This is a genomic window from Streptomyces sp. NBC_01390 (assembly GCF_045040105.1).
Lineage (GTDB): Bacteria > Actinomycetota > Actinomycetes > Streptomycetales > Streptomycetaceae > Streptomyces.
On sequence record NZ_CP109551.1, the window covers coordinates 7,625,159 to 7,651,769 of the forward strand.

At 69.1% G+C, this 26,611-nt stretch carries 30 protein-coding genes; 10 read left to right on the plus strand and 20 right to left on the minus strand.

Going from position 1 to position 26,611, the window contains the following annotated elements; all coding sequences use genetic code 11:
• Nucleotides 1-70: 70 nt before the first annotated feature.
• Nucleotides 71-1,309 carry a hypothetical protein gene (locus OG241_RS34455; protein ID WP_405826575.1) on the plus strand — a complete coding sequence of 413 codons (1,239 nt, stop codon included), beginning with the start codon at nt 71-73 and terminating at the stop codon, nt 1,307-1,309.
• A gap of 239 nt (nt 1,310-1,548) precedes the next feature.
• On the opposite strand, the gene OG241_RS34460 is transcribed toward OG241_RS34455, so the two are convergent.
• Nucleotides 1,549-1,707 carry a hypothetical protein gene (locus OG241_RS34460; protein ID WP_405820944.1) on the minus strand — a complete coding sequence of 53 codons (159 nt, stop codon included), beginning with the start codon at nt 1,705-1,707 and terminating at the stop codon, nt 1,549-1,551.
• Nucleotides 1,708-2,266: 559 nt separating this feature from the next.
• Here OG241_RS34460 and OG241_RS34465 point away from each other — a divergent pair.
• On the plus strand, nt 2,267-2,944 hold the full coding sequence (locus OG241_RS34465) for a response regulator transcription factor (RefSeq protein ID WP_006383781.1): 678 nt from the start codon (nt 2,267-2,269) through the stop codon (nt 2,942-2,944).
• A 156-nt stretch (nt 2,945-3,100) separates the two neighbouring features.
• Nucleotides 3,101-4,375, plus strand: a complete 1,275-nt coding sequence (locus OG241_RS34470; protein WP_405820947.1) for an ATP-binding protein — start codon at nt 3,101-3,103, stop codon at nt 4,373-4,375.
• 24 nt (nt 4,376-4,399) lie between these two features.
• Here the strand turns inward: OG241_RS34470 and OG241_RS34475 are convergent, their stop codons facing one another.
• Entirely contained in the window at nt 4,400-4,975 is a 576-nt protein-coding gene (locus OG241_RS34475) for a GtrA family protein (RefSeq protein WP_405820949.1), read from the minus strand.
• A gap of 154 nt (nt 4,976-5,129) precedes the next feature.
• Here OG241_RS34475 and OG241_RS34480 point away from each other — a divergent pair, with 154 nt between their 5' ends.
• The 4 genes from OG241_RS34480 (at nt 5,130) to OG241_RS34495 (ending at nt 8,353) form a co-directional block, all read left to right on the plus strand.
• Complete coding sequence (locus tag OG241_RS34480; RefSeq protein WP_405820950.1) at nt 5,130-6,269, plus strand: 5-(carboxyamino)imidazole ribonucleotide synthase; 1,140 nt, start codon at nt 5,130-5,132, stop codon at nt 6,267-6,269.
• Nucleotides 6,266-6,811 carry a 5-(carboxyamino)imidazole ribonucleotide mutase gene (gene purE, locus OG241_RS34485; RefSeq protein ID WP_405820952.1) on the plus strand — a complete coding sequence of 182 codons (546 nt, stop codon included), beginning with the start codon at nt 6,266-6,268 and terminating at the stop codon, nt 6,809-6,811. The genes OG241_RS34480 and purE overlap by 4 nt, the downstream gene beginning before the upstream one ends.
• Before the next feature lie 5 nt (nt 6,812-6,816).
• Nucleotides 6,817-7,995: a dipeptidase gene (locus tag OG241_RS34490; protein ID WP_405826577.1), complete on the plus strand. Its 1,179-nt coding sequence runs from the start codon at nt 6,817-6,819 to the stop codon at nt 7,993-7,995.
• 133 nt (nt 7,996-8,128) lie between these two features.
• Entirely contained in the window at nt 8,129-8,353 is a 225-nt protein-coding gene (locus OG241_RS34495; RefSeq protein ID WP_405820954.1) for a DUF397 domain-containing protein, read from the plus strand.
• A gap of 227 nt (nt 8,354-8,580) precedes the next feature.
• On the opposite strand, the gene OG241_RS34500 is transcribed toward OG241_RS34495, so the two are convergent.
• Nucleotides 8,581-8,976 (minus strand): hypothetical protein, encoded by a 396-nt coding sequence (locus OG241_RS34500; protein WP_405820956.1) that lies wholly within the window; start codon nt 8,974-8,976, stop codon nt 8,581-8,583.
• Between the two features lie 36 nt (nt 8,977-9,012).
• Nucleotides 9,013-9,867, minus strand: a complete 855-nt coding sequence (locus tag OG241_RS34505) for a helix-turn-helix domain-containing protein (protein WP_405820958.1) — start codon at nt 9,865-9,867, stop codon at nt 9,013-9,015.
• A 377-nt stretch (nt 9,868-10,244) separates the two neighbouring features.
• Here OG241_RS34505 and OG241_RS34510 point away from each other — a divergent pair, with 377 nt between their 5' ends.
• The gene (locus OG241_RS34510; protein WP_405820960.1) at nt 10,245-11,420 is read left to right on the plus strand and encodes a dipeptidase; all 1,176 of its coding nucleotides are present in this window, start codon (nt 10,245-10,247) and stop codon (nt 11,418-11,420) included.
• A gap of 31 nt (nt 11,421-11,451) precedes the next feature.
• Here the strand turns inward: OG241_RS34510 and OG241_RS34515 are convergent, their stop codons facing one another.
• From OG241_RS34515 to OG241_RS34550, 8 genes are all read right to left on the minus strand, one after another.
• Nucleotides 11,452-11,847: a VOC family protein gene (locus OG241_RS34515; RefSeq protein ID WP_405820962.1), complete on the minus strand. Its 396-nt coding sequence runs from the start codon at nt 11,845-11,847 to the stop codon at nt 11,452-11,454.
• A 65-nt stretch (nt 11,848-11,912) separates the two neighbouring features.
• Nucleotides 11,913-12,272, minus strand: a complete 360-nt coding sequence (locus OG241_RS34520; protein WP_405820964.1) for a VOC family protein — start codon at nt 12,270-12,272, stop codon at nt 11,913-11,915.
• A 62-nt stretch (nt 12,273-12,334) separates the two neighbouring features.
• On the minus strand, nt 12,335-13,117 hold the full coding sequence (locus tag OG241_RS34525; protein ID WP_405820966.1) for a plastocyanin/azurin family copper-binding protein: 783 nt from the start codon (nt 13,115-13,117) through the stop codon (nt 12,335-12,337).
• Nucleotides 13,114-13,614, minus strand: a complete 501-nt coding sequence (locus tag OG241_RS34530) for a hypothetical protein (RefSeq protein ID WP_405820968.1) — start codon at nt 13,612-13,614, stop codon at nt 13,114-13,116. Before OG241_RS34530 ends, OG241_RS34525 begins: the two co-directional genes overlap by 4 nt.
• Before the next feature lie 119 nt (nt 13,615-13,733).
• The gene (locus tag OG241_RS34535) at nt 13,734-14,822 is read right to left on the minus strand and encodes a plastocyanin/azurin family copper-binding protein (RefSeq protein WP_405820970.1); all 1,089 of its coding nucleotides are present in this window, start codon (nt 14,820-14,822) and stop codon (nt 13,734-13,736) included.
• A gap of 27 nt (nt 14,823-14,849) precedes the next feature.
• Complete coding sequence (locus tag OG241_RS34540; protein WP_405820972.1) at nt 14,850-16,190, minus strand: copper resistance CopC/CopD family protein; 1,341 nt, start codon at nt 16,188-16,190, stop codon at nt 14,850-14,852.
• Nucleotides 16,187-16,855, minus strand: coding sequence for a hypothetical protein (locus OG241_RS34545; protein WP_405820974.1), 669 nt, complete (start codon nt 16,853-16,855; stop codon nt 16,187-16,189). The genes OG241_RS34540 and OG241_RS34545 overlap by 4 nt, the downstream gene beginning before the upstream one ends.
• A gap of 508 nt (nt 16,856-17,363) precedes the next feature.
• On the minus strand, nt 17,364-18,707 hold the full coding sequence (locus OG241_RS34550; RefSeq protein ID WP_405820976.1) for a UDP-glucose dehydrogenase family protein: 1,344 nt from the start codon (nt 18,705-18,707) through the stop codon (nt 17,364-17,366).
• 220 nt (nt 18,708-18,927) lie between these two features.
• Between OG241_RS34550 and OG241_RS34555 the strand changes: the two genes are divergently transcribed.
• Entirely contained in the window at nt 18,928-20,085 is a 1,158-nt protein-coding gene (locus OG241_RS34555; RefSeq protein ID WP_405820978.1) for an acyl-CoA dehydrogenase family protein, read from the plus strand.
• A 97-nt stretch (nt 20,086-20,182) separates the two neighbouring features.
• Here the strand turns inward: OG241_RS34555 and OG241_RS34560 are convergent, their stop codons facing one another.
• From OG241_RS34560 to OG241_RS34590, 7 genes are all read right to left on the minus strand, one after another.
• Nucleotides 20,183-20,650 carry a hypothetical protein gene (locus OG241_RS34560; RefSeq protein WP_405820980.1) on the minus strand — a complete coding sequence of 156 codons (468 nt, stop codon included), beginning with the start codon at nt 20,648-20,650 and terminating at the stop codon, nt 20,183-20,185.
• Between the two features lie 93 nt (nt 20,651-20,743).
• Nucleotides 20,744-20,977 carry a DUF397 domain-containing protein gene (locus OG241_RS34565; protein WP_405820981.1) on the minus strand — a complete coding sequence of 78 codons (234 nt, stop codon included), beginning with the start codon at nt 20,975-20,977 and terminating at the stop codon, nt 20,744-20,746.
• A 544-nt stretch (nt 20,978-21,521) separates the two neighbouring features.
• Nucleotides 21,522-22,394: a helix-turn-helix domain-containing protein gene (locus OG241_RS34570; protein ID WP_405820983.1), complete on the minus strand. Its 873-nt coding sequence runs from the start codon at nt 22,392-22,394 to the stop codon at nt 21,522-21,524.
• Nucleotides 22,363-22,893, minus strand: coding sequence for a DUF6879 family protein (locus OG241_RS34575; RefSeq protein WP_405820985.1), 531 nt, complete (start codon nt 22,891-22,893; stop codon nt 22,363-22,365). Before OG241_RS34575 ends, OG241_RS34570 begins: the two co-directional genes overlap by 32 nt.
• A complete protein-coding gene (locus OG241_RS34580; protein ID WP_405820986.1) occupies nt 22,880-23,098 on the minus strand; it encodes a hypothetical protein in 219 nt (72 codons plus the stop codon). The genes OG241_RS34575 and OG241_RS34580 overlap by 14 nt, the downstream gene beginning before the upstream one ends.
• A 264-nt stretch (nt 23,099-23,362) precedes the next feature.
• Nucleotides 23,363-23,545 (minus strand): DUF397 domain-containing protein, encoded by a 183-nt coding sequence (locus OG241_RS34585; protein WP_405820988.1) that lies wholly within the window; start codon nt 23,543-23,545, stop codon nt 23,363-23,365.
• An 11-nt stretch (nt 23,546-23,556) separates the two neighbouring features.
• Entirely contained in the window at nt 23,557-24,411 is an 855-nt protein-coding gene (locus tag OG241_RS34590) for a helix-turn-helix domain-containing protein (protein WP_405820990.1), read from the minus strand.
• Nucleotides 24,412-24,642: 231 nt separating this feature from the next.
• Here OG241_RS34590 and OG241_RS34595 point away from each other — a divergent pair, with 231 nt between their 5' ends.
• Nucleotides 24,643-25,089, plus strand: coding sequence for an ATP-binding protein (locus tag OG241_RS34595; protein ID WP_405820992.1), 447 nt, complete (start codon nt 24,643-24,645; stop codon nt 25,087-25,089).
• Nucleotides 25,090-25,199: 110 nt separating this feature from the next.
• Here OG241_RS34595 and OG241_RS34600 read toward each other — a convergent pair whose 3' ends face one another.
• The gene (locus OG241_RS34600) at nt 25,200-26,537 is read right to left on the minus strand and encodes an LCP family protein (protein ID WP_405820994.1); all 1,338 of its coding nucleotides are present in this window, start codon (nt 26,535-26,537) and stop codon (nt 25,200-25,202) included.
• Nucleotides 26,538-26,611: the final 74 nt, after the last annotated feature.

A 26,611-nucleotide genomic window follows, 5' to 3' on the forward strand; every position in this document is an offset into this window, starting at 1 on the left:
ACGGAGACGGAGCGTGAGTGCGGCAGGGGCCCTGTTGCTGCTCGGCGGAGCGGGAGGTGTTCTGCTGGGCATGGCCGCGGCGGGGCCCGCCCAGGCCGCCGAGGTGTCGTACGCGACCAAGTGCGTGCCGCCGGCGGCCTCCGGTCTGGAGCCCGTCAACGGCACGACCAAGGTGCAGATCACCGCGCCCGCGACGGCGAAGGTGGGCGACGAGGTCGACGTGGTCTGGCAGTTCACGCAGGCCGCGTCCAAGAACCCGGACCTGATCGACCTCCCGGCCAACTCGGTCCAGCCGAGCGGGGTGTTGAAGGCGGCGGGGGCACAGACGGCCGACATCGCGATGGTGGGCCCGCGCGAGAACCCGGCGATCCCCAAGGGCGGGGCGATGGTCCTGTCCGCCATGAAGGGCAAGGTGAAACTGACGACGGCGGGAGACGTGACGCTGACGCCGGACGCGTACACGATCAACGCGTTCGGGACGGACACGAAGTGCGCGCCGACCGAGCCGGTGCAGTCGTCGGCGACGATCAAGGTGACGGCGGGAGGCGGCGGTTCACCGTCGACGTCCACCTCTCCGACCCCGACAACGACCCCCACCCCGACACCGACTCCGACACCGACCGAGACGGATTCCACGTCCCCGTCCCCGACCCCCACCCCGACGGACGACGGCCAGACGGACTTCACCGGCAAGCTCGTCGAGGTCCCGTACAAGTGCGTGACGCCCATCGGCGACAAGGACGTGACGTCCCCCATTCAGATCAACGCCAAGAAGAACGGCGGGAGTTACGACATCACGGTGCAGTTCAAGGGCTCCGTGATGAACAGCCCGGCCGACCTGCCGGCGAACTCGGTGAACCCGTCCATGGACGTCGTCCTGGGTGGCTCCGACACGGGCAAGGTCCATGTCGTGGGTCCGGCCAACACCGAGCCGATCAAGACCGGTGATCCGATGACGATCTCCGACATGACAGGCACGTACAAGCCGGGCGCGACCGGTCAATCGACCCTGTCACCAGGAGTGTTGACGGTGAGCGCCCTCGGTACGACGACCACCTGCACCCCGACCGAGTCCATGGTCTCCCTGACGCTGGACACGGAGGAACAGGCGAGCGGGGCGTCGGGCGGTTCCTCGACGTCGGGCGGCACGACGTCCGGCTCCGGCGGTACGTCGACCAGCGGCGGCCTCGCCAACACGGGCGCCGAGAACAACGGGGCCCTGAAGGCGCTGGGCCTGGTGTCCGGCACGGTGATCCTGGCGGGCGTGGCGGTGTTCACGTTCATGCCGGGGCGGCGGCGCCTGCGCTGACCGGCCGAGTCGGGACCCCGCTCCGGAGTGTGCGGCGGGGCGGGGTCCGGCGTTCTCCCGCGCGGTTCACGGAGACGAAGTACGCCGTCCGTGGCCGTCGTGTTCCCGCAACTCCCGCTCGCAGTCGTCGACTTCGCTCGTACGTCCGGCCTCCCGAGCCGCGTCCCGCTGTGCGGTCAGTGCCTCGCACACGTCACAGGGCGGTGTCTGGGCAGGTGTTGGGGACGTGGCGGCCGTGCTCACACCGACCACCGTGCGAGGGCGGCCTCCAGCGAGCGCAGGACCTCGGGGGTCGGCGCCGCCCAGGCGCCGGACGGGGTCCAGGAGGGGGCGGGTGCGGTGCGGTGGGTGGTGGTGCGGGGGCGGCGGGGGAGACGGGGGAGGGAGGTCGTCGTCATGCGGGTCACTCCTCGGGTGGAGGCTCCGGCGCCAGGGCTGTGTGACGCACGCAGTCGCCGGATTACGGTGCGTGTTCAGGCAGGTAGGACGAGCATGCCGCGTCAACAGGGCGGAATCCGCGTGGACAGGGCCGTATGCCCACGTTCGGCGGGCCTATTTCCCCTACGTCCTTCAGCGACACACAGTCACCACGGACGGCGAAGCGCTGCCGCCCCACCTCGGGGCAGATCGAATACCTGCGCGCCCAGGCGCAAAGAAGACCTTCGGCGGAAATACCCCAAGACTCATGAGTGCCGTGAAGGGCACCTTTTCCCTTGTAATGCTCCACAGTCGTAAATAGAAGGACTTGAGATGTGAATCACAGGTGGCGGGTGGATGCCGGTCGCCTGTTCCAAGGTAAGAGACAGGTTCTCATCGTAGAGGCGCAGGTTCGGCCGGTGGTGGGCGGTGAGTGCGGGTCGCGCCGTCCTAAGTGCCCTCGTCCCGGTGTCCGAAGGTAAGAAGCAAGAACGCCTGGTCACACCCCGGGCCGCGTCCAGGGCGGTCTACCATCAGGTCATGACCCGTGTACTGCTCGCTGAGGACGACGCGTCCATCTCGGAGCCGCTGGCCCGCGCACTGCGCCGGGAAGGTTACGAGGTCGAGGTGCGCGAGGACGGACCGACCGCGCTCGACGCCGGCATCCAGGGTGGTATCGACCTGGTCGTGCTCGACCTGGGACTGCCCGGCATGGACGGCCTCGAAGTGGCCCGACGGCTTCGCGCCGAGGGGCTGACCGTCCCGATCCTCATCCTGACCGCGCGCGCCGACGAGGTGGACACCGTCGTCGGCCTCGACGCGGGCGCCGACGACTACGTCACCAAGCCCTTCCGGCTCGCCGAACTGCTCGCCCGTGTCCGGGCCCTGCTGCGGCGCGGCGCGTCCGAGCCGCAGCAGCCGCCCGCCACCCACGGGGTGCGTATCGACGTCGAGTCGCACCGCGCGTGGATGGGCGACGAGGAACTCCAGCTCACCGCGAAGGAGTTCGACCTGCTGCGGGTGCTCGTGCGCGACGCGGGGCGGGTCGTGACCCGCGACCAGCTGATGCGCGAGGTGTGGGACACGACGTGGTGGTCGTCGACCAAGACGCTCGACATGCACATCTCGTGGCTGCGGAAGAAGCTGGGGGATGACGCGGCGAACCCTCGGTACATCGCGACTGTCCGTGGTGTCGGTTTCCGGTTCGAGAAGAGTTAGCCGAACTACGCGCGTAACGTCCTGGGGGTTCGGGCGCTGTGTGCGGCTGCCGGCCGGTGGGGCTTCTCGCGCAGTTCCCCGCGCCCCTGGAGGCGCCCCCGACGGGGCTGCCTCCAGGGGGCCTGGTCGTCTTCATGCCATCGTCCGGAGAGCACTGTGCGTCGTCGTCTTATTCAGTCCACTCTCGCTGTGGTGCTCGTCGTGATCGCCGTGTTCGGGGTGTCCCTCGTCATCGTCGAGACGCGGACCATCAGCTCCAGCGCCCAGGAACGGGTGGACTCCGAGGCCGTGCGGCTGGCCAGCATTGTCGACAGCCGCATCCTCGGTGACGAGCAGATCAACCCCAAGGTGCTGGGCGGCCTCGTCACCGGCGACCGGTACGCCGTGGTGCACATCCCTGGCCGCGCGCCCATCGAGGTCGGGGAGCAGCCCGTAGGTGACGTCATCTCCGCCGAGGAGGACGGCGAGGAGGGCGAGACCGTCCGGGTCGAGGAACCCCGCTCCTCCGTGACCCGTGAGGTCGGCCGCACCCTGCTGATCATCGGCGCCGTCGCCCTGCTCGCCGTCATCGCCGCCGTCCTGCTCGCCGTACGGCAGGCCAACCGGCTCGCCTCGCCGCTCACCGACCTCGCCGAGACCGCCGAACGCCTCGGCTCGGGCGACCCGCGCCCCCGGCACAAGCGGTACGGCGTCCCGGAGCTCGACCGGGTCGCGGATGTGCTGGACAGCTCGGCGGAACGTATCGCCCGGATGCTCACCGCCGAACGCCGGCTGGCGGCGGACGCCTCGCACCAGCTGCGTACGCCCCTCACGGCCCTCTCCATGCGCCTTGAGGAGATCACCCTCACCGACGACCCGGACACGGTGAAGGAGGAGGCCACGATCGCGCTCACGCAGGTCGAACGCCTCACGGACGTCGTCCAGCGGCTCCTCACCAACGCCCGCGACCCGCGCACCGGCTCCGCGGTCTCCTTCGACCTCGACGAGGTCATCCAGCAGCAGCTCGCCGAGTGGCGCCCCGCCTACCGCAGCGAGGGCCGCGCCATAGTCAGCTCCGGCAAGCGGCATCTGCAGGCCGTGGGCACACCGGGGGCGGTCGCGCAGGTGCTGGCCGCGCTGATCGAGAACTCCCTCATGCACGGCGGCGGCACGGTCGCGCTGCGCACCCGTGTCATCGGCAACCAGGCCGTGATCGAGGTCACGGACGAGGGGCCCGGCGTCCCGGCCGACCTCGGCGCCCGGATCTTCGAGCGGGCGATCAGCGGCCGCAACTCCACCGGCATCGGCCTCGCCGTCGCCCGAGACCTCGCGGAGGCCGACGCAGGCCGCCTGGAGATGCTCCAGGCCCAGCCGCCGGTCTTCGGCCTCTTCCTGTCCCGGACGCCGCTGAAGAAGCCGCAGGGGGACGAGGAGGAGCGGACGGTCCGGTAGGGCGGTGAGCAGGCCCGGGGGCTGTCAGCCGACTCGCTGGCGCTGTGTCCGGCCCTCGGGAATCTTCCGTCCCTCCGCGAGGGGCGCCTCTTCGAGGAACGATTCGGCGCTGGCGACCGCCTCGCGCGCCGGAAGCGTACGGAACACCCACGTACGGTACGACCAGAACCGGAACAGGGTCGCGACACCGATCCCGACGAACTTGAAGACGTTGCTCTGCAGCGGGCTGTCCAGGCCGAAGCCGTACGTCGCCGCGTAGAGCACGCCGTTCTCGATGACCAGTCCGACCGCGCTGAACAGCAGGAACAGTGTCAGTTCCTTCGTACGGCCGCTCTTGTCGCGGTCCCGGTACGTGAAGTAGCGGAAGCCGACGTAGTTCGAGCAGATCGCGACGACCGTGGCGGTCACACTGGCCCGGACCACCGGGAGATCGGTCGTGGTGCGCACCAGATTGAACACGAGCAGGTTGACGAGAAGCCCCGCCGTGCCCACCGCCCCGAACTTCGCCACCTCGGCCGCGAACTGGTCGAATCGTCGGCGTACGGCGCTCCGGGGCGGGGTATGAAGCCCGTCGGAACCACCTTCGGAACCACGTTCCATGGTCTGTCTGCCCCCGTCTGTGGGATCGCAGTGTGGGATTTCGTCAACCCAGCCATGCTAACCACCCCCTCTGAGGGTTGCCTGTGCGCATCGAGTCACAAGCGTGTAATGCGTGCCATTCAGGCCGGGATGGCCGGGCCGATACTCTTGGCGGGTGACGTTCCCGGTAGTCGGCATGGTCGGCGGGGGGCAGCTCGCTCGTATGACACACGAGGCGGGCATCCCGCTCGGCATCAGGTTCAAGGTCCTCAGTGACACCCCGCAGGATTCCGCGGCGCAGGTGGTCGGTGATGTCGTCATCGGCGACTACCGCGACCTGGAGACGCTGCGCGCGTTCGCACAGGGGTGCGATGTGATCACTTTCGATCACGAACACGTCCCGACCGAGCATCTTCGGGCCCTGGAGGCGGACGGCATCCCCGTCCGCCCCGGCCCCGACGCGCTCGTGCACGCCCAGGACAAGGGTGTGATGCGGGCGAAGCTCGACGAGATCGGGGTGCCGTGCCCGCGCCATCGCATCGTCCGCGATGTTGAGGACGTGGTGGCCTTCGCGGCCGAGGGTGACGGCTTCCCGGTCGTCCTCAAGACGGTCCGCGGCGGGTACGACGGCAAGGGCGTGTGGGTCGTCCGCTCGGCGGCCGACGCCGCCGACCCCTTCCGGGCCGGCGTACCGGTCCTGGCCGAGGAGAAGGTCGACTTCGTACGGGAACTGGCGGCAAACGTCGTCCGCTCCCCGCACGGCCAGGCCGTCGCGTACCCGGTCGTCGAATCGCAGCAGGTCGACGGGGTGTGCGACACGGTCATCGCCCCGGCGCCCGGCATAGACGAGGAGCTGGCCCTCCAGGCCACGGAACTGGCCCTGCGCATCGCCAAGGAACTCGGCGTCGTCGGCCATCTCGCCGTCGAACTGTTCGAGACCCGCGACGGTCGCATCCTCGTCAACGAACTGGCGATGCGCCCGCACAACTCGGGCCACTGGACGATGGACGGCGCGATCACGTCGCAGTTCGCCAACCACGTCCGCGCGGTCCTCGACCTCCCGCTCGGCGACCCGCGCCCGCGCGCCAGATGGACGGTCATGGCGAACGTCCTGGGCGGCGACTACCCCGACATGTACTCCGCGTACCTGCACTGCATGGCCCGCGACCCGCAGCTGAAGATCCACATGTACGGCAAGGACGTGAAGCCCGGCCGCAAGGTCGGCCACGTCAACACCTACGGCGACGACCTGGACGACGTGCTGGAGCGCGCCCGTCACGCAGCCGGCTACCTGAGAGGCACGATCACCGAATGAGTTCCGTCGCAAGCCCCGTCGTGGGCATCGTCATGGGTTCGGACTCCGACTGGCCCGTCATGGAGGCAGCCGCCCAGGCCCTCGACGAGTTCGAGATCGCGTACGAGGTCGACGTCGTCTCCGCGCACCGCATGCCGCACGAGATGATCGCGTACGGCGAGCAGGCCGCCGAGCGCGGACTGAAGGCGATCATCGCGGGCGCGGGCGGCGCGGCCCACCTGCCCGGCATGCTGGCGTCGGTGACCCCGCTCCCGGTGATCGGCGTCCCCGTACCCCTCAAGTACCTCGACGGCATGGACTCGTTGCTGTCGATCGTGCAGATGCCGGCGGGCGTGCCCGTCGCGACGGTCTCGGTGGGCGGCGCGCGCAACGCGGGCCTGCTCGCGGCTCGCATCCTCGCCTCGCACGACGAGGAACTCCTCGGCCGGATGCGGGAGTTCCAGCAGGAACTGAACGACCAGGCCACCGAGAAGGGCAAACGGCTGCGCGCCAAGGTCGAGAGCGGCTCGGGCAACGGCGGCGGCTTCGGCTTCGGGAAGTGACGTCCGTGACCTCCCTGGAGGAAGCCCGGGAACTCCTGCGCGAGTTCCCGGTCGTCGACGGCCACAACGACCTCCCGTGGGCGCTGCGCGAGCAGGTCCGCTACGACCTCGACGCCCGCGACATCGCCACCGCCCAGAACGCCCACCTGCACACCGACATCCCGCGCCTGCGCGAGGGCGGGGTCGGCGCGCAGTACTGGTCGGTGTACGTCCGCTCGGACCTGCCGGACGCGGTGCCGGCGACACTTGAACAGATCGACTGCGTACGTCAGTTGATCGCGCGGTACGGGAGCGAGCTGCGGCCCGCCCTCACGGCCGCCGACATGGAGGCGGGCCGGCGAGAGGGCCGTATCGCCTCGTTGATGGGCGCGGAGGGCGGTCACTCGATCGCCAACTCCCTCGGCACGCTGCGGGGGTTGTACGAGCTGGGCGTGCGCTACATGACGCTGACCCACAACGACAACGTGGCGTGGGCGGACTCGGCGACGGACGAGCCGGGCGTCGGCGGGCTGTCGGAGTTCGGCCGCGAGGTGGTCCGCGAGATGAACCGCCTCGGCATGCTGGTCGACCTCTCGCACGTGGCGGCGACGACCATGCATCACGCCCTGGACACCTCGGTCGCGCCGGTGATCTTCTCCCACTCCTCCTCGCGCGCGGTGTGCGACCACCCGCGCAACATCCCCGACGACGTGCTGGAACGCCTGCCCGTCAACGGCGGGATGGCGATGGTCACGTTCGTACCGAAGTTCGTGCTCCAGGCCGCCGTTGACTGGACGGCCGCCGCGGACGACAACATGCGCGCCCACGGCTTCCACCATCTCGCCACGACCCCCGAGGCGATGAAGGTCCACCGGTCGTTCGAGGAGACCAACCCGCGCCCGGTCGCCACGGTCTCGACGGTCGCCGACCACCTGGACCACATGCGCGAGGTGGCCGGAATCGACCACCTGGGCATCGGCGGCGACTACGACGGCACGGCGTTCACCCCGGACGGGCTGAACGACGTCTCCGGTTATCCGAACCTGATCGCGGAGCTGCTGGACCGGGGCTGGTCGAAGGGTGATCTTGCCAAGCTGACCTGGGGCAACGCGGTGCGGGTGCTGGGGGCGGCGGAGGATGTGGCACGGGAGGTGCGGGAGAGGCGTCAGCCCTCTAACGCCACGCTGGAGGAACTGGACGGGTGAGGGGCGGGTGAGGCGCGGCCCGACCCCCAGAACGCGCCAGAGGCACGACCCTCTGTTGAACCGCGGCCACAACGGGTAAGAACCGTAGGCGCGTTCGGCGTTTCTCGGAGCGGGGCGAGAGTTGGAGGGGGCGGTGTTGGCCGGGGACCGGGGTGCCGTCGTCTGGCGGAAGAGTAGTTACAGCGGTCAGGATGATCAGTGCTGTGAGATCGCCGGATCGCCTGGGGCGGTCTGGGTCCGGGATTCCAAACGACCGGGCGGCGCGCTGGTGACTTTCACAGCGGATGCCTGGCACGCGGGGATAGCGTTGTTCCTCGCCCCGGTGCCTTCTGGGCGGAGCCAGACGTCGAACGTGTGACTGACGCATTCACTCGGGATGTGAGATGAGCGGCGAACGCCGGAAGCAGGCGGTGACCAGGTATCCCGGGCTGGCCGGGTACTGCGTGGTGGCCGGTGTACTCGCGACGGCTGCCGGCGCGGGGGTCTCACTGCTCGGCGGAAGGCCGTGGGTGCGGCTCGTGATGTGGCTGGCGGTGCTCGTCGCGGTGTCCGCGGCGGCGGGCTGGTGGTGGGTGCGCTCACCGGCTACGGCTCGCCATTGGACGGTGGATCTTCTGTACCGTCCGGCATCGAGGAACGTATCGTCTCGAAGGTCATGACGAACGCCCAGATCGTGAGCGGTCCGCCGCCGAAGGCGACAGTCAGGCAGAACCAGGGCGATACGCCCAGCCCGACACCGGCGATGGCCACCAGGGCACTGGGCGCGGAGGAGAACACGAGCAGGGCCGCGAGGTTGCGCAGGAGTCTGACCGTACCGTCGGCATCGGCCCGTCCGCGCCGGGGACGGGACGGACGGGCCGGACGGGCCGGAGGCTCGGCGGCGGTGGCTCCTGTCTCCAGGAAGAAGTTGTAACTGGGCCCGGGGCGGCGAGAGCGGCCGGGATCCAGCTCCGGACCCTTGCACTCGTCGTCGCTTTTCATCACGTCCCCCGGGGTCGAGCGCGCACTGACTGTGTGTCAGGAGCGGTGGAAGTTCTCGATCAGGTCGTCGAAGAGCGCCATCGTGTCCTCCTTGTTGAGCGACTTGTTCTGCAGATCCTCGAAGCACTCCTGGTAACGGGCGATCAGTTCACGGTCGTCCCGGTTGGTGAGCATGCCTCGGGGGCCGGCGACATACAGGACGTCCTCGTCGTCGCGGAATCCCAGCAGGAAGAAGCTGCTGTCCACGCTGTCGTGCGCGCCGGCCGTGAAGGGCAGCGCCCGCAGGACGGCCCGCTCCTCGGTGACGAGTTGTTTGAGGAACGCCAGCTGGCGGCGCATGGTCGCGGGGCCGCCGGTCTGACGGCGCAGGGCGGCCTCGTCCAGGATCATCTCGACCCGGGGGCCGCCCTCCTGGAAGACCCTCTCCTGCCGAGCCAGGCGCAGGTCGATGAGCTGGCTGGTCTTCGGGTTGGTCGGGCCGGGCTCGAAGATGGCTGCGATGTAGTCGGCCGTCTGGAGGTGGCTGGGAATGAGCCCCGGGTGGTACCCGCGGATCGTGGTCGCCGCGCTCTCGTAGCCCAGGTACTGGGAGAACGGCTGGCTGATCGCGTCGTTGTACTCGGACCACCATGACTGGCCCTTGCTGCCCCGGGCCGCCTCTTCCAGTTCCGAGACGACCGACGTGTCGTCCACGCCGTATTCGAGGAGCATCGCCCGTAGATCCGTGACGGACAGGCTGACCGTGCCGGCCTCGATGCGGATGAGCTTGGACAGCGACCACTCGAGCGCGTCGGCCGCCTCGCGCTGCGTCAGACCGCGTTTGTCGCGGGCTGACTTCAGCGCCAGTCGCAGCTTGCGGCGATTGAGACTCGGGTCCACGGCCGTGGGCATGATGCTCCCTCTGGATTTGACAGCGGCGTTTAGGCACTTGTCGTGCCGAAACTTCCATCGTATAGGTCGACTCGCCCTACCTCGAATCGGCGTTACCCGAATGGATGTAAGCGCGCTGCTGCCGTCTCAATGGGCGTACCCAATCGACATATGTCTAATCGACGGGAGCTGTCGGCGACCGTCGAAGTTGTGCAGGTCACGTGGAGGACGGAGGCGGACGGGGCGAGTGAGGTGAGTGGGGCTGCTGTGGCTCCGCCATGGGGGGCCCGAGCCCGCCGTACCCCCGAACGCCCCACCCACCAGGAAGCCTCCCCGCCTCCGTGCGACGGTGACCATATTGCGATCACGAGGTAGATCACGACGTACGGGAGCCCGTCATGGCCGACCTGCAGGACGAACTGCGCACCACAGCCGAGGTCGGGAAACTCGACCCGTCGGCCCCACCGCCAGTCCCCGCGCCAGAGTCCGACGAGCAGCACCCCGACGAGCCACCCGGCGACGACCAGGACGCGGCGCTCGCGCTCGCCCTCCTCCGCGACCCGGACGCCGATCCCCTCGACCGCGCCCACGCACTCCTCACCGCGCACCCCGTCGCCGACGGCTACAGCGGGCTGCCCTGGGCGTTGCGCCACCTGCCCTGGTACGACCTGGAACTCGGTGAGAGCACCGTCGACACCGATGTGCCCCGGATGCGACGCGGCCACGTGGGCGCACTGTTCTGGGCGCTGCACCTGCCCGACGGCCTCGCCGGTGACCGTGCCGTGGGCGCCACCCTGGAACAGCTAGACCTGGTCAAGACGGTGGTCCGGAGCCACCCCGAGGGCCTGCGGCTCGCCGGCACCGCCGGGCAGGTCACCGACGCGCGCAACTGCGGTCGGGTCGCCGTCGTCCTCGGGCCCGCCGCCGCGGTCGCCCTCGACGACTCGATCGCCATCCTGCGCGTCCTGCACTCCCTGGGGCTGCGCGTGCTCACCCTCGCCGGGACGTCATGGGCTAGCAAGGCCGGGCTGACCCGGTTCGGCGAGGAGGTGGTCCGCGAGATGAACCGCCTCGGCGTGCTGGCGGACCTCTCGGGCGCCTCACCGGCAACCATCAGTCGGGTCGTCACGATCTCCAAGGCGCCGGTCCTTTGCACCCGCTCCGCCGCCCGCGCCCTGCGCCCCCACCCCGCCAACCTCCCCGACGAGATGCTCGCCGAGCTGGGCGCGGCCAGAGGCCTGTGCCTGGTGCCGCTGACGGCCGAGCAGACCGGGCCGTCCGTCCGTGACGTCGCCGACCATCTCGACCACGTCCGCGCGGTCGCGGGCCCGGAGTGCGTCGGCCTGTCCGGCACCTACGACTCCGGCAGCGCCCACCCGCAGGAACTCGGCGACGCCTCCTGCTACCCGAACCTGATCGCCGAACTCCTGCGCCGAGGCTGGACCGAACCCGACCTCACCCTTCTCACCTGGGGAAACGTCCAACGCGTCCTGCGCAGCGCCGACTTCACGGCCAAGGCCGCCCAGCAGCGCCGCGAGCCGTCGACGGCCCGGATCGCGGCGCTGGACGGCTGACCTGGCTCACTGGATCAGGGTTTCAGGAGATTCAGGGTCGCTCGATCCGGCAGAGGCAGAACGGATGCCCCGCCGGATCGGCGTACACCCTGAAGTCCCGCTTCCCGTCCTGGTCGTCCAGGTCCAGCGGGCGGGCGCCCAGCGCGAGGACCGCCTCCTCGGCCGCGTCCAGCTCCGCCCAGGTGGAGCCGGCGTCCAGGTCGAGATGGAACTGCTGGGAGCCGTGGTCGGCCCGCGGCCACTCGGGCGGGGAGTACCCGGGCGCCTGCTGGAAGGCGAGGCGCGGGCCGCCGGGGACCTGGAGGACGACCCACTCGGGGTCCTCGTCCGCGGGCGTGCCCCCGACGACCTCGGCGTAGAACCGGGCCAGCGCGCGCGGCTCGGGACAGTCGACGACGACGGTACGGAAACGGGCTACGGGTGTCATGGTTCCTCCGGTCGATACGGCTGATGCGCCCATGAGGACTGTTCAGCCCGTGCTGGGGTCAGCGGTCAGCCCACGCAGAGGCAGAACGGGTGCCCCGCCGGGTCCGCGTACACCCTGAAGGAGCGAGCCCGGTCCTCCGTGTCCAGCGGCTTCGCGCCCAGCGCCAGCACCTCCCGCTCGGCCGCGTCCAGATCGGCCACGGTCACGTCCAGATGGAACTGCTGCGAGGCGTCGGCCGACGGCCACTTCGGCGGTACGTGGCCGGGGGCGGCCTGGAAGGCCAGGTTCGGCCCGTCCGGGATCCGCAGGTCGACCCAGTCCTCCTCGACCTCGGGGGTGCCGCCCAGCAGCCCGGCGTAGAAGGCGGCGAGCGCGCCGGGGTCGGGACAGTCCAGGACGACGCTGTCGAACTTGGCGATGGGCATGGCTTCCTCCGTTGATTGCCTGCTCTGCGCTCTGCGTTCCGTGGTTCCCCGCGCTGCTGGGCCTAGGCCTCGGCTTCGACTTCGGCCTTGTCCCTCCCGCGGGGAGCGGCGGCCCGTGAACCCACCAACAGCAGGCACAGTACGGCGATCCCGGCGACGATACCCGTCAGGAGGAGCAGCGGGTCCAGTGGTCGTGCCGAGGCGACGGTGGTGGTCTGCACCTGGGGCGCTGCCCCGGCCGGTGGTGGGGAGGAAGGGGCCGGCGCGGCGGCCGGTGCCGTGGGTGTCGGCGAGGCCCGGCCGGGAGTTTTCGGCGCGGCCGCGGAGGACGCGGAGGGCGGGGCCGTGCGTGTTGGTGTACGACCGCTCGATGCCGTCGACCGGCCCATACCCATCCCTGTCCCGGACTCTTGGGGCTCCGAGCCGGTGCCGGTGCCTGAGCCGGTGTGGGCGTGGGAGTGCGTCGGGGCCGGGACAGGGGCGGGTGCGGCTGCCTGTACCGCGATTCCGGCCGTCATGTTCGGATGCACGGTGCAGTAGTAGGCGTACGAACCGGCCGTCGTGAAGGTGAAGCTCCAGCTCTCGCCCTTGTTCAGCATCGGCGAGTGAATCTGGACCGGGCCCGAGGTGGTCTTCACGTCGTGCGGGGCCGTGTCCTGGTTGGTCCAGGTCACCGTGGCGCCGGCGGGGACGGTCAGTGACGCGGGCGCGAAGGCGTACCCCTGCATGGTGACCCGGTAGGTGGCCGCCGAGGCCTGCCCGGGCACGGCCGACAGCAGTGCGACGAGGGCGAGTACGAGGAGGAGGGCTGCCTGCCTTCTTGTCTGCCCTCCTGGCGTCGTCATGCGAACTCCGCGGCGACCAGCAGCCGCAGCCGTGTGGCCGGGCGTGGCAGGCGGCCGGGTCGAAAACCGGTCGCTCGGCGCAGAAGGCGGTACGGCAGCCGGGCGGTGCCCACGACGAGCAGGCGGTCGTCGGCGCGCTCGACGACCCGGAGGCGCAGCAGGGCGGGGAAACGGACTCCGCGCAGGTTCAGGTCTCCGATGAGCTGCAGCTTCCGTCCGCCGTCGAGGAGCTCGACGGTGTCGGAGGCCAGGACGGTGGGGGCGCCGTCGGCCCGGTCGAGATCCCCGAACTCGAAGCGGAAAGTGGCGGGGGTCAGGTCGTCGTCGGGCACGGTCAGGGAGGCGTCGGTGAGGGTGACGCGTCGGCGCCGAGTGGGCAACGGGCCGTACCAGGTGGTGAGTTCGACGAGCGAGCGGGTGGGGGCCACGGTGTACCGGCCGGGGTGTGGCAGCGCGGCGGCGGCGGCAGCGGTTGTGGGCAGGGTGACGGTTGTCATCCCAGGTCTCCTTGGAAGGCGGTTCCCGAAGTGTGGCGGGCATGTGGAGAATGGGGGCAGCGCCGGTCCGGCCGACTGAGCCTCGGCCGGACCGGCGTCCTTCATCGGGGCGAGCCCCGTCAGCAGCTGCCGGTGAGGAAGTCCTCGGTGGGGGCGAGCAGGTGCTCGGCCCAGACCGTGTGCATCTTCACGTAGCTGTCCACGTTGAGCAGGTCGGTGATCTGCTGCCCGAGCGGCTCCTCCAGATGCGCCGAGTTGATGTGGTTCAGCAGCACGCTGAGCGTGTCGTCGAGAACCGTGCCGCCGCCCTCGACGGCGGGCGTCAGGATCGTCTCGATCCACACCGTGTGCAGCTTGATGTACGAGTCCAGCGCGAGCGCGTCCTGCACCTGCTGGCCCGGAGACCGCTCCAGGTGCGCGGCGTTGATGTGCTGGAGGATCGGCATGAGCACGTCCTGGACGCTGGCGCACTGCCCGGAACCGCCGTCACCGCCCCCGGTACCGCCGGTACCGCCACTGGTCGAGCCGCCCGAGGTGCTGCCACCGGTGCTGCTGCCGCCCGAACTCGACCCGCCGGTCGAGCCACCTGAGGTGCCACCGGACGACCCGCCCGACGTACCGCCGCTCGACCCGCCGGTGGAGCCACCCGTGGAACCGCCGGTGGAACCGCCCGACGAGCCTCCCGAAGTGCCGCCCGACGAGCCGTCGTCGGCCGCGACGACCTTCACCGACGCGACCATGTCGGGGTGGACCGCGCAGTAGTACTCGTACGTCCCCACCGTGGTGAAGGTGTACGACCAGGAACTGCCCTGCGCCAGCGTGCCCGAGTCGAACTTCTTCGGGCCCTTGGTGGTGGTGACCGTGTGCGGCGCGCTGTCGTGGTTGGTCCAGCGCACGGTCTCGCCGACCTTGACGACGAGCTGCTTACCGTCGCCGAACTTGTAGTTCATGATGTCGACCTGGTGGTCGGGCGCCGCGGCGACGGCGGGCTGCGCCTGGGCAGCGGCAGCAACGGCTGCGGGCGCCTGAGCCGCGCCCGCCGCCGAGTCCGACGTGGTGGCCGTCGCGCTGCCCGATGTCGCCTGGATCAGTCCCAGGCCGAGCACGGCGGCGAAGGCCGCACCGAGCCCCGCGACCAGCAGGGAGCGGTTCCCGGCGGGCGGCACGGGGCGCGTGGCGCCCTCGCCTGTCTCGTTGGTGCGTTTCACTACGACTCCTTGGATTTCAGGGGGAGTTCACTGGCCGGGATCGGCAGTGACCAGGAGACTCGTCACGGCGAGTACGACGAGGACGAGCCCCGTCTCGGCCGCGACCGAGTAACAGAAGGGCCGCACGGTGGCGGCGTCGCCGCGCAGCAGCACGGCGAGATCGAGGCGGGTGCGCACCCACTGGCGGCTGAAGTGGGCGGCCACCAGGACACCCCCGAGCACGGCGCCCTTGACCAGCAGCAACTGCCCGTACGAGGTGTGCAGCAGCGCGTCGTACGACCCCACGACCTGCCAGGCGAGCACCAGCCCGGCGACGGCGATCGCGGCGACCGAGACGGCGGCGAGCCGTGAGTAGCCGGGCACCACGGCCGCCAGTTCGACGGGCTCCCGGCGCGGCAGCACGGCCACCGTCAGCATCACCAGCCCGCCGATCCACAGGGCCGCCCCGAGCAGGTGGACGAGGTCGGCCACCGCACCCCAGGCCGGCTCGCTGCCCTCGGAGTTGTGCCCGCGCATACCGGTCGTCCGCAACAGCCCGAGAGCCACGGCGAGGGCGCCCACGCGCCAGCCGGGCGAGCGCGAGGCAGGGGCCCCGCCCTGCAACAGCGCGCTCAGTACGACGGCCGCGAGCACCCACAGCAGCCCGCGCGCGGCGAGCGCGACACCGGGCTCGGTGGTGAGCACCTCGACGTACGACGCCGGCCGCAGCGCGTCCCGCAGGCCGCCGAAGGAGACGTACGCGCCCTGGAGCCCGATGCTCGCGACCGTCGACACCAGCCCGCACACCCAGGCCAGGGTGAGCAGCGCCCGCGCCCGGGACGTCTCCGCGCCGCGCGGCCAGAGCAGCGTGACGAAGGCGAGCCCGCCGATGAACAGGGCCAGCGCGAGATAACCGGCCCAGCGAGCGGCGACGAGGGCCCTGCGCACCAGGGGTGAGGGGGAAGAGGCGGCGGCCTCGTCGGCGTGCTCCTGGGCGCCCGTCGCGCTCGCCGGCGTACCGATGGCAAAGGTGAGCCGGCCGGAGGAGGCGTGCCCGTCCTCCATGTCGACGACGGACCAGACGACGGAGAGCGTGCCGTTCGTCGGCCGGCCGGTGGCAATCCGCACGGTGTCGGTGCTGGTGTGCGGCGGGCGCGTTACGGGGAGCCGGTCGCCGTCGGGCGTCATGGCGCGGACGTCGCCGAGGTCGACGGGTTCGTCGAAGGTGAGCGTGAGGTGGTCGGGGGCCTTGGCGAGCCGTGCGCCGTCCTTCGGGGCGGACCGGACGAGTTCGGTGTGGGCCGCGGCCGGGGACGCGCCGACCACGCCGCAGAGGAAGGCGGCGAGGACGGCGACCAGGAGCGGGAGGAGCGCGCGGCGGCGAGTCACGGGGTGGCCTCCGGCAGCGGAGAGGCGGAGCCGGAGCCGCCGAGCAGGGCGGAGAGCGGGGGGAGCCCGATGCACGGCGAGGCCGTCGGCTCAGGGGTCTCCTCGCCAGTGCCCCCGGTGTCCGTACCCCCGGTGTCCGTGCCGTTGAGGAGGCCGAACAGGGGCTGCGTGATGCCGGTGAGGAGCGGCGCCACGAGCCGTACCTCGCCGTCGGCACAGGCGCCGTCACCGCTCGGCGGCCCGGAGTCGGAAGGTGACGGGGACGGGGGCATGGAGGCGGCGGGAGGAGGAAGGGTGGGCGTCGGGGCGGGCGAAGCACCCTGCCCGCCATGGCCACCGTGTCCGCCATGGCTCCCGTTGCCTGCGGTGCCGTCGCCGGTGCCCGTGTCGCCGAACACCGGCAACTCGCCGGCGCCCACCGGGACTTGGCCCATCCAGCCGCCGCCCGGTGCCTGGGCGGCGGGGTCGCCCGGGGCGGCGATCGGGGGTGCCGTGGCCGCGGGCGGCGACGACGGGGGAGTGGCGGCCTCGGGGGCGCCGGGGGTGGTGGAGGTGCCGATGCCCGACGCGTAGCCGAGCACGATCACCACCGCCCCGACGAGAGCCCCCGCGACGAACTCGTCACGGTGGTCCCTCGGCCACTCCCCCCTGCGGAACAAGGGCATGATCACTCCCTGGCATGGTCCGATCAATCAGGTCGGTGAATGCGGACCATTGGAGGGGGGTGCGGATTCCGCTCGACTACGCGTGAGTTAACTGCCCGTTACCCACCTCTCTTTCGGGGACACCCCCGCTGTGAGATGGGTCGAGAACGCTGTCAATACGCGCAATGCGAACGTGAAGAATTCGCGCAGAAGGGATGTCAATTCCCACACATCACCGAATGTAATTCGAATGGAATTCGAACCAGTTCTGGGGATTCCGGGGAGGCGGCATATGCCGGTCCGCAGCGCTGCAGCGCCGTGGCGCCAGGCCTCGAGTGGCCTCGCGTGGCGCGTGACGGTACTCCGCCACCCGCCATCCGTGACCCTTCACGTGTCACGGATTTCGCGCAGATCGGGCGCCCGCCGGCGTTGTCGCTGCCACGGCGGGTCAAACGTTGAATTCCCCGAATTTGCCTGCCGTTGGGAATTCGGGAAGGAGTCCCGTAATTCCGCCAACGGAAAAACGCCGTCAGGCAGTAGGGCGCCCCATGGCCCGGTACGTCCACCCGGCCCGCCGCCAAAGCTCCGGGTCGAGGGCGTTGCGCCCGTCCAGGACGAGCCGGTGGGCCACCGCCTCGCCCAGCACCGCCGGGTCCAGCTCGCGGAACTCCCGCCACTCCGTCAGGTGCAGTACGGCGTCGGCGCCTCGTACCGCCTCTATGGCCGTGTCGGCGTACGTGAGCGTCGGGAAGACCCGTCGTGCGTTGTCCATGCCCTTCGGGTCGTACACCGTCACCTGGCCGCCCTGGAGGTGGATCTGCCCGGCGACGTTCAGGGCCGGCGAGTCGCGGACGTCGTCCGAGTCGGGCTTGAAGGTGGCGCCGAGGACCGCGACCCGCTTCCCGAGGAACGGGCCGCCGCCCAACGCCTGCCGGGCCAGCTCCACCATCTGGCCGCGCTGACGCATGTTGATCGAGTCGATCTCGCGCAGGAAGGTCAGCGCCTGGTCGGCGCCCAGCTCCCCGGCGCGCGCCATGAACGCCCGGATGTCCTTGGGCAGGCAGCCGCCGCCGAAGCCGATCCCGGCCCGCAGGAACTTCTTGCCGATCCGGTCGTCGTAGCCGATCGCCTCGGCGAGCTTCGCCACATCCCCGTCGGCGGCCTCGCAGACCTCCGCCATGGCGTTGATGAACGAGATCTTGGTGGCGAGGAAGGAGTTCGCGGAGGTCTTCACCAGCTCGGCGGTCGGGAAGTCGGTGACGACGAACGGCGTCCCCTCCTCGATCGGCGTGGCGTACACCTCGCGCAGCAGCTTCTCGGCCCGCTCGCTCCGGACCCCGACCACGAGCCGGTCGGGGTGCAGCGTGTCCTGGACGGCGAAGCCCTCGCGCAGGAACTCCGGGTTCCAGGCCAGCTCGGCGTCCGCGCCGGCCGGTGCCAGGCCGGCGATCGTACGGGCGAGCCGGTCCGCCGAGCCGACGGGCACGGTCGACTTGCCGACGACGAGGGCGGGGGCGGTCAGGTGCGGGGCGAGGGACTCGATCGCGGAGTCGACGTACGACATGTCGCTGGCGTACTCGCCGTGCTTCTGCGGGGTGTTCACGCAGACGAAGTGGATGTCGCCGAAGGCGGCGACCTCGGCCCAGTCCATGGTGAAGCGCAGCCGCCCGGTGGAACCCTCGATCCCGGCGACATGCTTGCGCAGCAGTTCGTCGAGCCCGGGCTCGTACATGGGGGCCTGGCCGCGCCGCAGCAGGTCGATCTTCTCCTCGACCACATCCAGTGCCAGCACCTCGAAACCGAGTTCGGCCATGGCGGCGGCGTGGGTGGCGCCGAGGTATCCGGTGCCGATCACGGTGATCTTGAGAGCCATGGGTGCTCCTGGGGTGTGGCATGGGGGCGGTCAGGCGTGCGAGGGCGAGCATAGTCGCGGGCCCGCCGAGGGCTGTCGGGGCCCTTGACCGGGCAGAATCCCTCTGTCGCGCAGCTCACGTATCAGTCGGGTGGGCAGGCCCTTAAAATCTGAATTACCGACTGGGTTACTTAACAGTAGTTAGCGTCAGTCACACAGCGTCTTTGGAGCGTGAGAGACCTTGGCCGGATCGGCTGATTTCGACCTGTACCGCCCGTCCGAGGAGCACGACATGCTCCGCGACGCGATCCGCTCCCTGGCCGAGGCGAAGATCTTGCCGTACGCCGCCGTGGTGGACGAGGAGGCCCGCTTCCCCCAGGAGGCACACGACGCGCTGGTCGCGGCCGACCTGCACGCCGTGCACGTACCCGAGTCGTACGGCGGCGCGGGCGCGGACGCGCTGGCGACGGTGATCGTGATCGAGGAGGTGGCGCGTGTGTGCGCCTCGTCGTCCCTGATCCCCGCCGTCAACAAGCTCGGCTCCCTTCCCGTGATCCTCTCCGGGTCGGAGGAGCTGAAGAAGAAGTACATGACGCCCCTCGCCAAGGGCGACGGCATGTTCTCCTACTGCCTCTCGGAGCCCGACGCGGGCTCGGACGCGGCCGGCATGAAGACGAAGGCGGTCCGCGACGGCGACTTCTGGGTCCTCAACGGCGTGAAGCGCTGGATCACCAACGCGGGCGAGTCCGAGTACTACACGGTGATGGCGGTGACCGACCCCACCAAGCGCAGCAAGGGCATCTCGGCGTTCGTCGTCGAGAAGTCCGACGAGGGAGTCTCCTTCGGCGCCCCGGAGAAGAAGCTCGGCATCAAGGGCAGCCCGACCCGCGAGGTCTACCTCGACAACGTGCGCATCCCGGCCGACCGCATGATCGGCGAGGAGGGCACCGGCTTCGCCACCGCGATGAAGACGCTGGACCACACCCGCATCACGATCGCCGCGCAGGCGCTGGGCATCGCGCAGGGCGCCCTCGACTACGCCAAGGGCTATGTCAAGGAGCGCAAGCAGTTCGGCAAGCCGATCGCCGACTTCCAGGGCATCCAGTTCATGCTCGCCGACATGGCGATGAAGATCGCCGCCGCCCGCGCCCTGACCTACCAGGCCGCAGCGGCCTCGGAACGCCTCGACAGCGACCTCACCTTCCAGGGCGCGGCGGCGAAGTGCTTCGCGTCGGACGTGGCGATGGAGGTCACCACGGACGCGGTCCAGCTGCTGGGCGGGTACGGGTACACCCGCGACTACCCGGTGGAGCGGATGATGCGCGACGCCAAGATCACGCAGATTTATGAAGGCACGAACCAAGTGCAGCGGATCGTGATGGCGCGGAACCTTCCCTAGCGGGGACTTCGCAGGTCAGCTCCATTTTGGGCCCCCTCGGGGAGGCTGAACGAACGCCCCCGCCGGCAACGGCGGGGGCGTTCGTCTGTCGGGCCGACTACGCCACAGGGCAGACCAGTTGAGGCATCGTGCGATTCGGGGAACACGTCACCAGCGCCAGGGACAGATAGGAGGGGCGTTCGAGGTAGAACCCGAGCGACACATCAGCCTTCGAATCCAGCCGCTCAGCAGCGGAGTTCAGGAGCAGGGGCAGTTGGGTCGTGTCGCCCTGCGTCCGGGAGGCGAACCGGGGAGCGTACTCGGTCAGTCGCTCCCCGAGCCATGACGCCGCCTCCTTCGCCTCATCCCACGTGCCACGAACCAGGGAACGCGGCTTGATGAGCCAGTACGCCGTTTCCAGGGGCGGGAGGTCGACGGCCGGGAACTCTGCCGCCACTTCGCGGTACCGCTGGACAAGTTCCGGCCTGCTTCCGGCCGGGGGCGGCACGGGATGCGGAGGCCGTCGTAGCGCCTCCTGGTCGAAGCGTTCTTTGGGGCCGGTCCACAGATAGCCGTGGTGGTGCACCTGTCGTTCCTGTTCCGTGTCGTCGGTCGAAAGACCAACCGGCCCCGAGCCTGTGGAGGGTGGACCGGAGCCGGTTGGAGAGAGGCCGGAGGATCAGGTGCTCAGGCCGAAGCACGCGGGGTCGATCCCGGCCGCGCCCAGCTCCTCCGTCGTGAACCGCAGCGGCTGCGCGCCGGGCTGCTTGCTGTCGCCGAGCGCCCAGGCGTCGTCACCGATCCGGGCCAGGGTCACGCACGACTCGCCGTCCGGGTGGGTGTTGCCCCCGCAGGCCTTCACGAACGAAGCCCCGCCGATGTCGAGCGCGTACAGGTCGGTTCCGTTCTGCATCTCTGCACCTTCCTCTTCAACTGGTCGCGGCCATGGCTGACCGCACCCGCCCATGCCGGGCGGGAGTTCATCGGGGAGGAGAGCGGGAAAGCGTCAGCGCCTGGAACCCTGACCGCGTCCCGCACACCGCCGGCACTCGCATGGTGGCCAAGCACCCGTGAGCAGAGGCGAAAGGTCCTCCGTGGTGTACACGGCCCGCTCCGGCTCCCAGGTCTGCCCGGAGTCACGAGAGACCCGCATGGTCATCAAGGGCAGGTCACTGAAGAGCCCGGCTGCCTCATTGCGACTCATGGGTGGTGCTCCGTCGATTGGTGCAGCCGCATCCGTACGTTGGCATCAGCAACGGCGCTGTAGTCGAAAAGGGAGCGGGCATTCTGTCTTGCGACCGAATGCGAAAGGCAAACAGGGCAGCCAGGAATCGCCTGCGGTTCGCGATCCAGTTTGATGGGCAACGCTCCGTCAACGGGAGCGTCTTCGCTGGACGGGGTTTTCCGTTCGCTCTCCATAACTCCATCATGGCCCTTCGATGAGCCCGCGTGGAGTGTTAGTTACGTTGACGCATAAACCCGTCTGCTGCCTCTTCCAGAAAGGCGGAAGAATCATCGCTGGTAAGGGCGTGTGACCAGAAGAGATCGAACAAACTGAGGTGCTGGGTTATGTCGCGAGGATCACGCAACACGACTTCGCCGGAGAAGAGTTCGACGGTCACGAGGCGATCGTCGTAGGCCACAAAGATGTTCATAGGGGTGCCGGGAATATGAACGCTCTGTGGGATTATTCCAATTTCGACGTTGGGTTTCCTGTTGATCTCGGCCATGTGTGAGCACTGGGCTGCCATAACGTTGATTCTCGCCCGTTGCCACTTGACGGCCTGTTCGGTCATCAAGAACCAGAATGAGCGCGATGTGTCATCCAGGATGGCCTGACGGTCCATACGGGCCTGTACCGCCCGCGAGATGTCCCTGGCCGGGTCGCTGGTCACCGTAGGTGACAGAGTCTCGAAGGCGTACTCGCGTACGTGAAGCAGGCCGGTAGGGATTGCTGGGAGGAAGTGCCGCATCACACGCGAGGAAGACTCAAGGGCTCTTAGCTCGGCCTGCTTGTGATGCAGGCCGACACGCGCATAAGCCCGCCAGGATGCGTAGTCCACATTGGCTCGGCGAGCCAGTCGAAGAAGTTCGTCGGCCACCTCGTCAGGCACAGCGAGAGCTCTGAGGATGCGCTCGACATCGATGACTGTGGGCAGGGCACGGCCTGTCTCGATGCGGCTGATCTTCGTTTGGCTCATGTTGCAGCGCAACGCCAGACGTTGGCCACTGAGACCGGAAGCGCGACGGAGACCCCGAAGGGCCTCCGCCAAATTCTTCCGTTCCCGTGCTTGTGTCTCAGGTTCGATAGGCACTGAACGGTACGGCACTTTCTAGCGCGAGATCCCGCCACGCGAGATACTTACTGATGTCCGGGTTCTGGATCAGTTCCCGATTGATCTGCGTACCGTCAGGGCGGTAGTTGAGATGAACCACGGTCGCTTCGTCGAACAGCCAGAAATCTTGGTCAGGAAGTCCGAGGTTCGGCTGGTCCATCAAATCAACTATTTGATAGTCCTCCCCAGCCGCGACATTTCCGGGGATGCACCACTCGAACAGGTAGCGGCTGTATGGAGTGAGCGGTCGACGCACGATCTTTGCGCGGGTCATCGTCCGACCGGCCGCCGCGTGGCCGCGAATCGTCCGGTGCCACGACGCGTTGAAGCCCTCCGGCCTCGACGCCCCTGCGAGGAAGTCGCGAACCGTCTGAGCCTCCGCGGGCATGGTGTAGGTCTGGTGGACTTCCAGCCGGAAGGCGGAGCGCTTGAAACCGCGGAAGTACGCCTGCCACTCGTCGCCGTCCAGCAGAACGGGGCTAGAGCCATCCACGGGCACGCGCAGCCTCCTTGAGGATGTCTTCCGGGATCAGTACAACTGACTCGCCTTCCGGCGTCGGGTGGGTCACGTCGTAGCCCTGGATGGCCAACATGCCCGGTTCCTGGGTGGCGTACACGGTGGGGCAGTCGCCGTTCCCACACTTGTCGTCGTCGCCGCTCCTGCACGGCCCGCCCGCGATTACCTGTAGTGCGTCCACTGAGCCCCTTCCAGTCTCTGTGGTCAGCAAACTACGAACCGTGACACCCGTCGGGCAAGGGTGATCCGGCCGCTAGTCACGAAGTCGCATAGACCCGTGGGTGCGAGTCATCGGCCGACACTGTCTGAGCAGGGAGGAAGAGGGCCGGTCAGGCGCATTGTGATTGACCGGCAGCCAGGCCGCACGACCCTGTTGCCGATCACGACGCTGCTCCGCATCAACTCCAACCCCAAAGGCCGGGTAAGTGGACCAGGGCCCTTGGGGTCAGTGTTCCGCTTCCACCGTGTACGACATGAAGTCCGCCCAGGCCGCGGGCCGGACGGTGAGCCGGGGGCCAGTGGGGGTCTTGGAGTCGCGGATGTGGATGGTGCTGGGAGCGGGGGCTATCTCGACGCAGTTGGAGCCGTCGGGGCTGTAGGTGGACTTCTGCCAGGTGAGGGAGTGCACGTCGGGTCCTTTCAGAGGCTGGGCGTGATGCGTTCGATGAACTTGCGTGATGCGGCGGGAGTGAGGGCGCAGGTCTCCATGCGGGCCAGGAGGGTCCGGTACTTGACCAACTGGGCCTCGGCGTCGAGGAATTCGCAACCGCCATGGTGGGTGTCCAGTTGAACGGTGTCGAGTTGGGGAACCGGTCCGGCCACGTAGTCGAAGGGCTGGCCGTTTCCCGGATAGTGGGGTGAGGCGTAGGGGATGACCCGGACGGTGATGTTGTCCAGTTCACTCAATTCGAGGATGTGGACCAGTTGGGCACGGGTGACGTCCGGCCCTCCGTACTGCATGCGCAGGGCCGCTTCGTGTACCAGGGCTGTGTAGGAAAGGCCCCCGGCGCGGTGGAGGATTTCCTGTCGCTTGATGCGGTACGAGAGACGATGCTCAAGCTCATAGGGGCGGAAGGGCGGGACGGCCTCCCTGAGCATCGCCCGGGCGTGATCGGCAGTCTGCAGCAATGCGGGGATGTGGAGCGCGAGAGCCACACGTAGCGCGGCTGCGTGGTATTCCAGTTCGGCCAGATCGATCAGCCCGACGGGCAGATGGTCGCGGTATTCATCCCACCAGCCCCGGGTGCGGCCGCCTGTCATCGCTGCGAGGGCTTCGGTCAGTGCCTCGTCGGCGCAGTTGTAAGCCCGGGCGAGGGTGCGTACACGGTCCGCGCTGACGGCGTAGCGGCCCGCCTCGATGCTGCTGACCTGCGCCTGCTTTAGGCCGAGGAGTCCCGCTGCGGCGGTCGCGGTCAGCCCCGAGTGTTCGCGGAGCTTGCGGAGTTCGGCGCCGAGACGTTGCTGGCGCAGGGTGGGCGGGGTGCTGGGCGGCACTGTCCTTCTCTCGTCACGGCGTACACCCTCGCGTCACTCACACGAGGGAATTGTTAATCATCCCCTTTGTTCAATGTTAAGTATCACATCGATGCCGCTAGGGTTTGCTTCAGTCCGACGCTCAACTCCCCGCTCCTGTAAGCCGGAAGCGCACCAACCCTGGCACTGCCACCGCTCGGCGCGATTGTTGGGCAAGCACGCAACCTTTTCCCCTTCCCGCAGGAGGTTTTCATGGGCACCGTATCCCCGCAGGACACCTGGACGTACGCCCTTCGCGTGCCCCACGACCCGCGCGCGGCACGCGTCGCACGCATGACCGTACGGTCGGTGCTGGAGAGCCACGGCCGCCCCGAGATCCTCGATGCCGTGGAGCTGCTGACCTCGGAGTTGGTCACCAACACCTACCTGCACACCGGCGGCCCCGCCTCCCTCCGTCTCACCGCGCTCAAGGACGGACGCCTGCGGGTGGGCGTCTGGGACAGCTCACCCCGCGTTCCCGCGCCCTTCGCCGGTCCGCCGTGGGACCGGGCCCCGCTCGCCCCGCTGGACGCCGGGGGCGGGCGAGGGCTGGGCCTCGTCCAGGAGTACGCCGACTGTTGGGGTGGCTGGTCGCTCTCGGAAGGCACCCTGGCCGATCGTCGGGCCGGGAAGCTGCTCTGGTTCGAGGTGGGCGGATGAGCCTGCGGGGGTTCGTGTCGGGCTCGTCGCCCCGATGCACGACGCCGAACCGCTCGTACGCACAAGGTCGGCGTACGAGCGGTTCGGCGTGAAAGCGGTTGAAGGAAGGCTCAGTTGCCCGAGACCGTGACCGTGTCGTCGTTCTTCAGTTCGGTCACCAGGGTCTTCACCTTCGTCTTGTCCCAGACGAGGTTGCCGCCGGTCGAGCCCGAGATCGGCATGTTCATTGACTTACCGTCGCCGCCCGTGACGCCCTTCATCGCCCAGAACATGTCGCCCAGGTCGAACAGGCCCATGTCCTTGTCCACGATCAGGGTGTCGAGGCCCGCGCTCATCGTCGGGTACAGCTTGAACGGGTTCAGGATCGTGCCCGGCGTCGCGGTCTGGCTCGCCAGCGCCGCCAGGAACTTCTGCTGGTTCTTCGTACGGTCGAGGTCGCTGCCCGCGAGGGCGTACCGGGTACGGACGAAGGCCAGGGCCTGCTCGCCGTTGAGGGTCTGCTTGCCCGCCGTGAAGTTCGCGCCGGACTTCGTGTCCTTCATCCCGCCCTTGGGGATGGTCAGCTCCACGCCGCCGACCGCGTCCACGATGTTCGCGAAGCCGGCGAAGCCGATCTCGACGTAGTGGTCGATGCGCAGACCGGTGTTGAACTCGACGGTACGCACAAGGAGTTCGGGCCCGTCCGTCGCGTACGCCGCGTTCAGCTTGGTGTGCTTGCCGGTGCCCTTGTACGTCTTGCCGGACTCGGAGCCCACGAACGTGGGGATCTCGACGTCCGAGTCACGGGGGAGGGAGATGAGCGTCGGCCCGTTGTCACCGGTGTGCAGGATCATCATCGAGTCGGTGCGCTTGCCCTCGGCGGAGCCGGTGTGGAGCGCCTTCTTCTCCTCGGCCGACATGCCCTCACGGCTGTCGGAGCCGACGATCAGATAGTTGGTGCCCTTGCCGCCGTCCGGCCGTTCGATGACCTTGGACAGGTCGACCTGGCGGTTCAGCTTGCCGTCGGCCCAGAAGTACGTACCGACGGACACCACGACCAGGAGCGTGACCACGGTGATCGCGGTCCACTTGATGCGCTTGCGCCAGTCCGGGGCCGAGCGGGGGCCACTCATCGAACCGGGCCCGCCCTGCCCGCCACCGGGTCCGCCGCCGCCAGGTCCGCTGCCGCCCGGGGCGCCGCCGTAGACCTGGCCGGTGTTGTAGCCGCTGTCATAGCCGTCCCCGTTTCCGTTTCCGTACGGGTCCTGGCCGTAGCCGCCGGCGTACGGCTGCTGCTGCGGGACCCCGCCGCCGTAGGGCGGGGCGCTCGGGTTCTGGCCGTACGGGCCGCCTTGGCCGCGCTGGACCTGCCGCATCACTCGCGCACCCTCGGGCTGTGCGTTCGCGCTGCCGCGTCCGTGCCGGTTGTTGCGGTTGTCGTCGGACCACGCGTCGGGCCAATCGTTCATGCCGACCAGTGTGCAGTGCCCGACTGTGCCCTTTACAAGGGTCGAGGGAAATTAGGAACAGTGCTGTTGCCAAG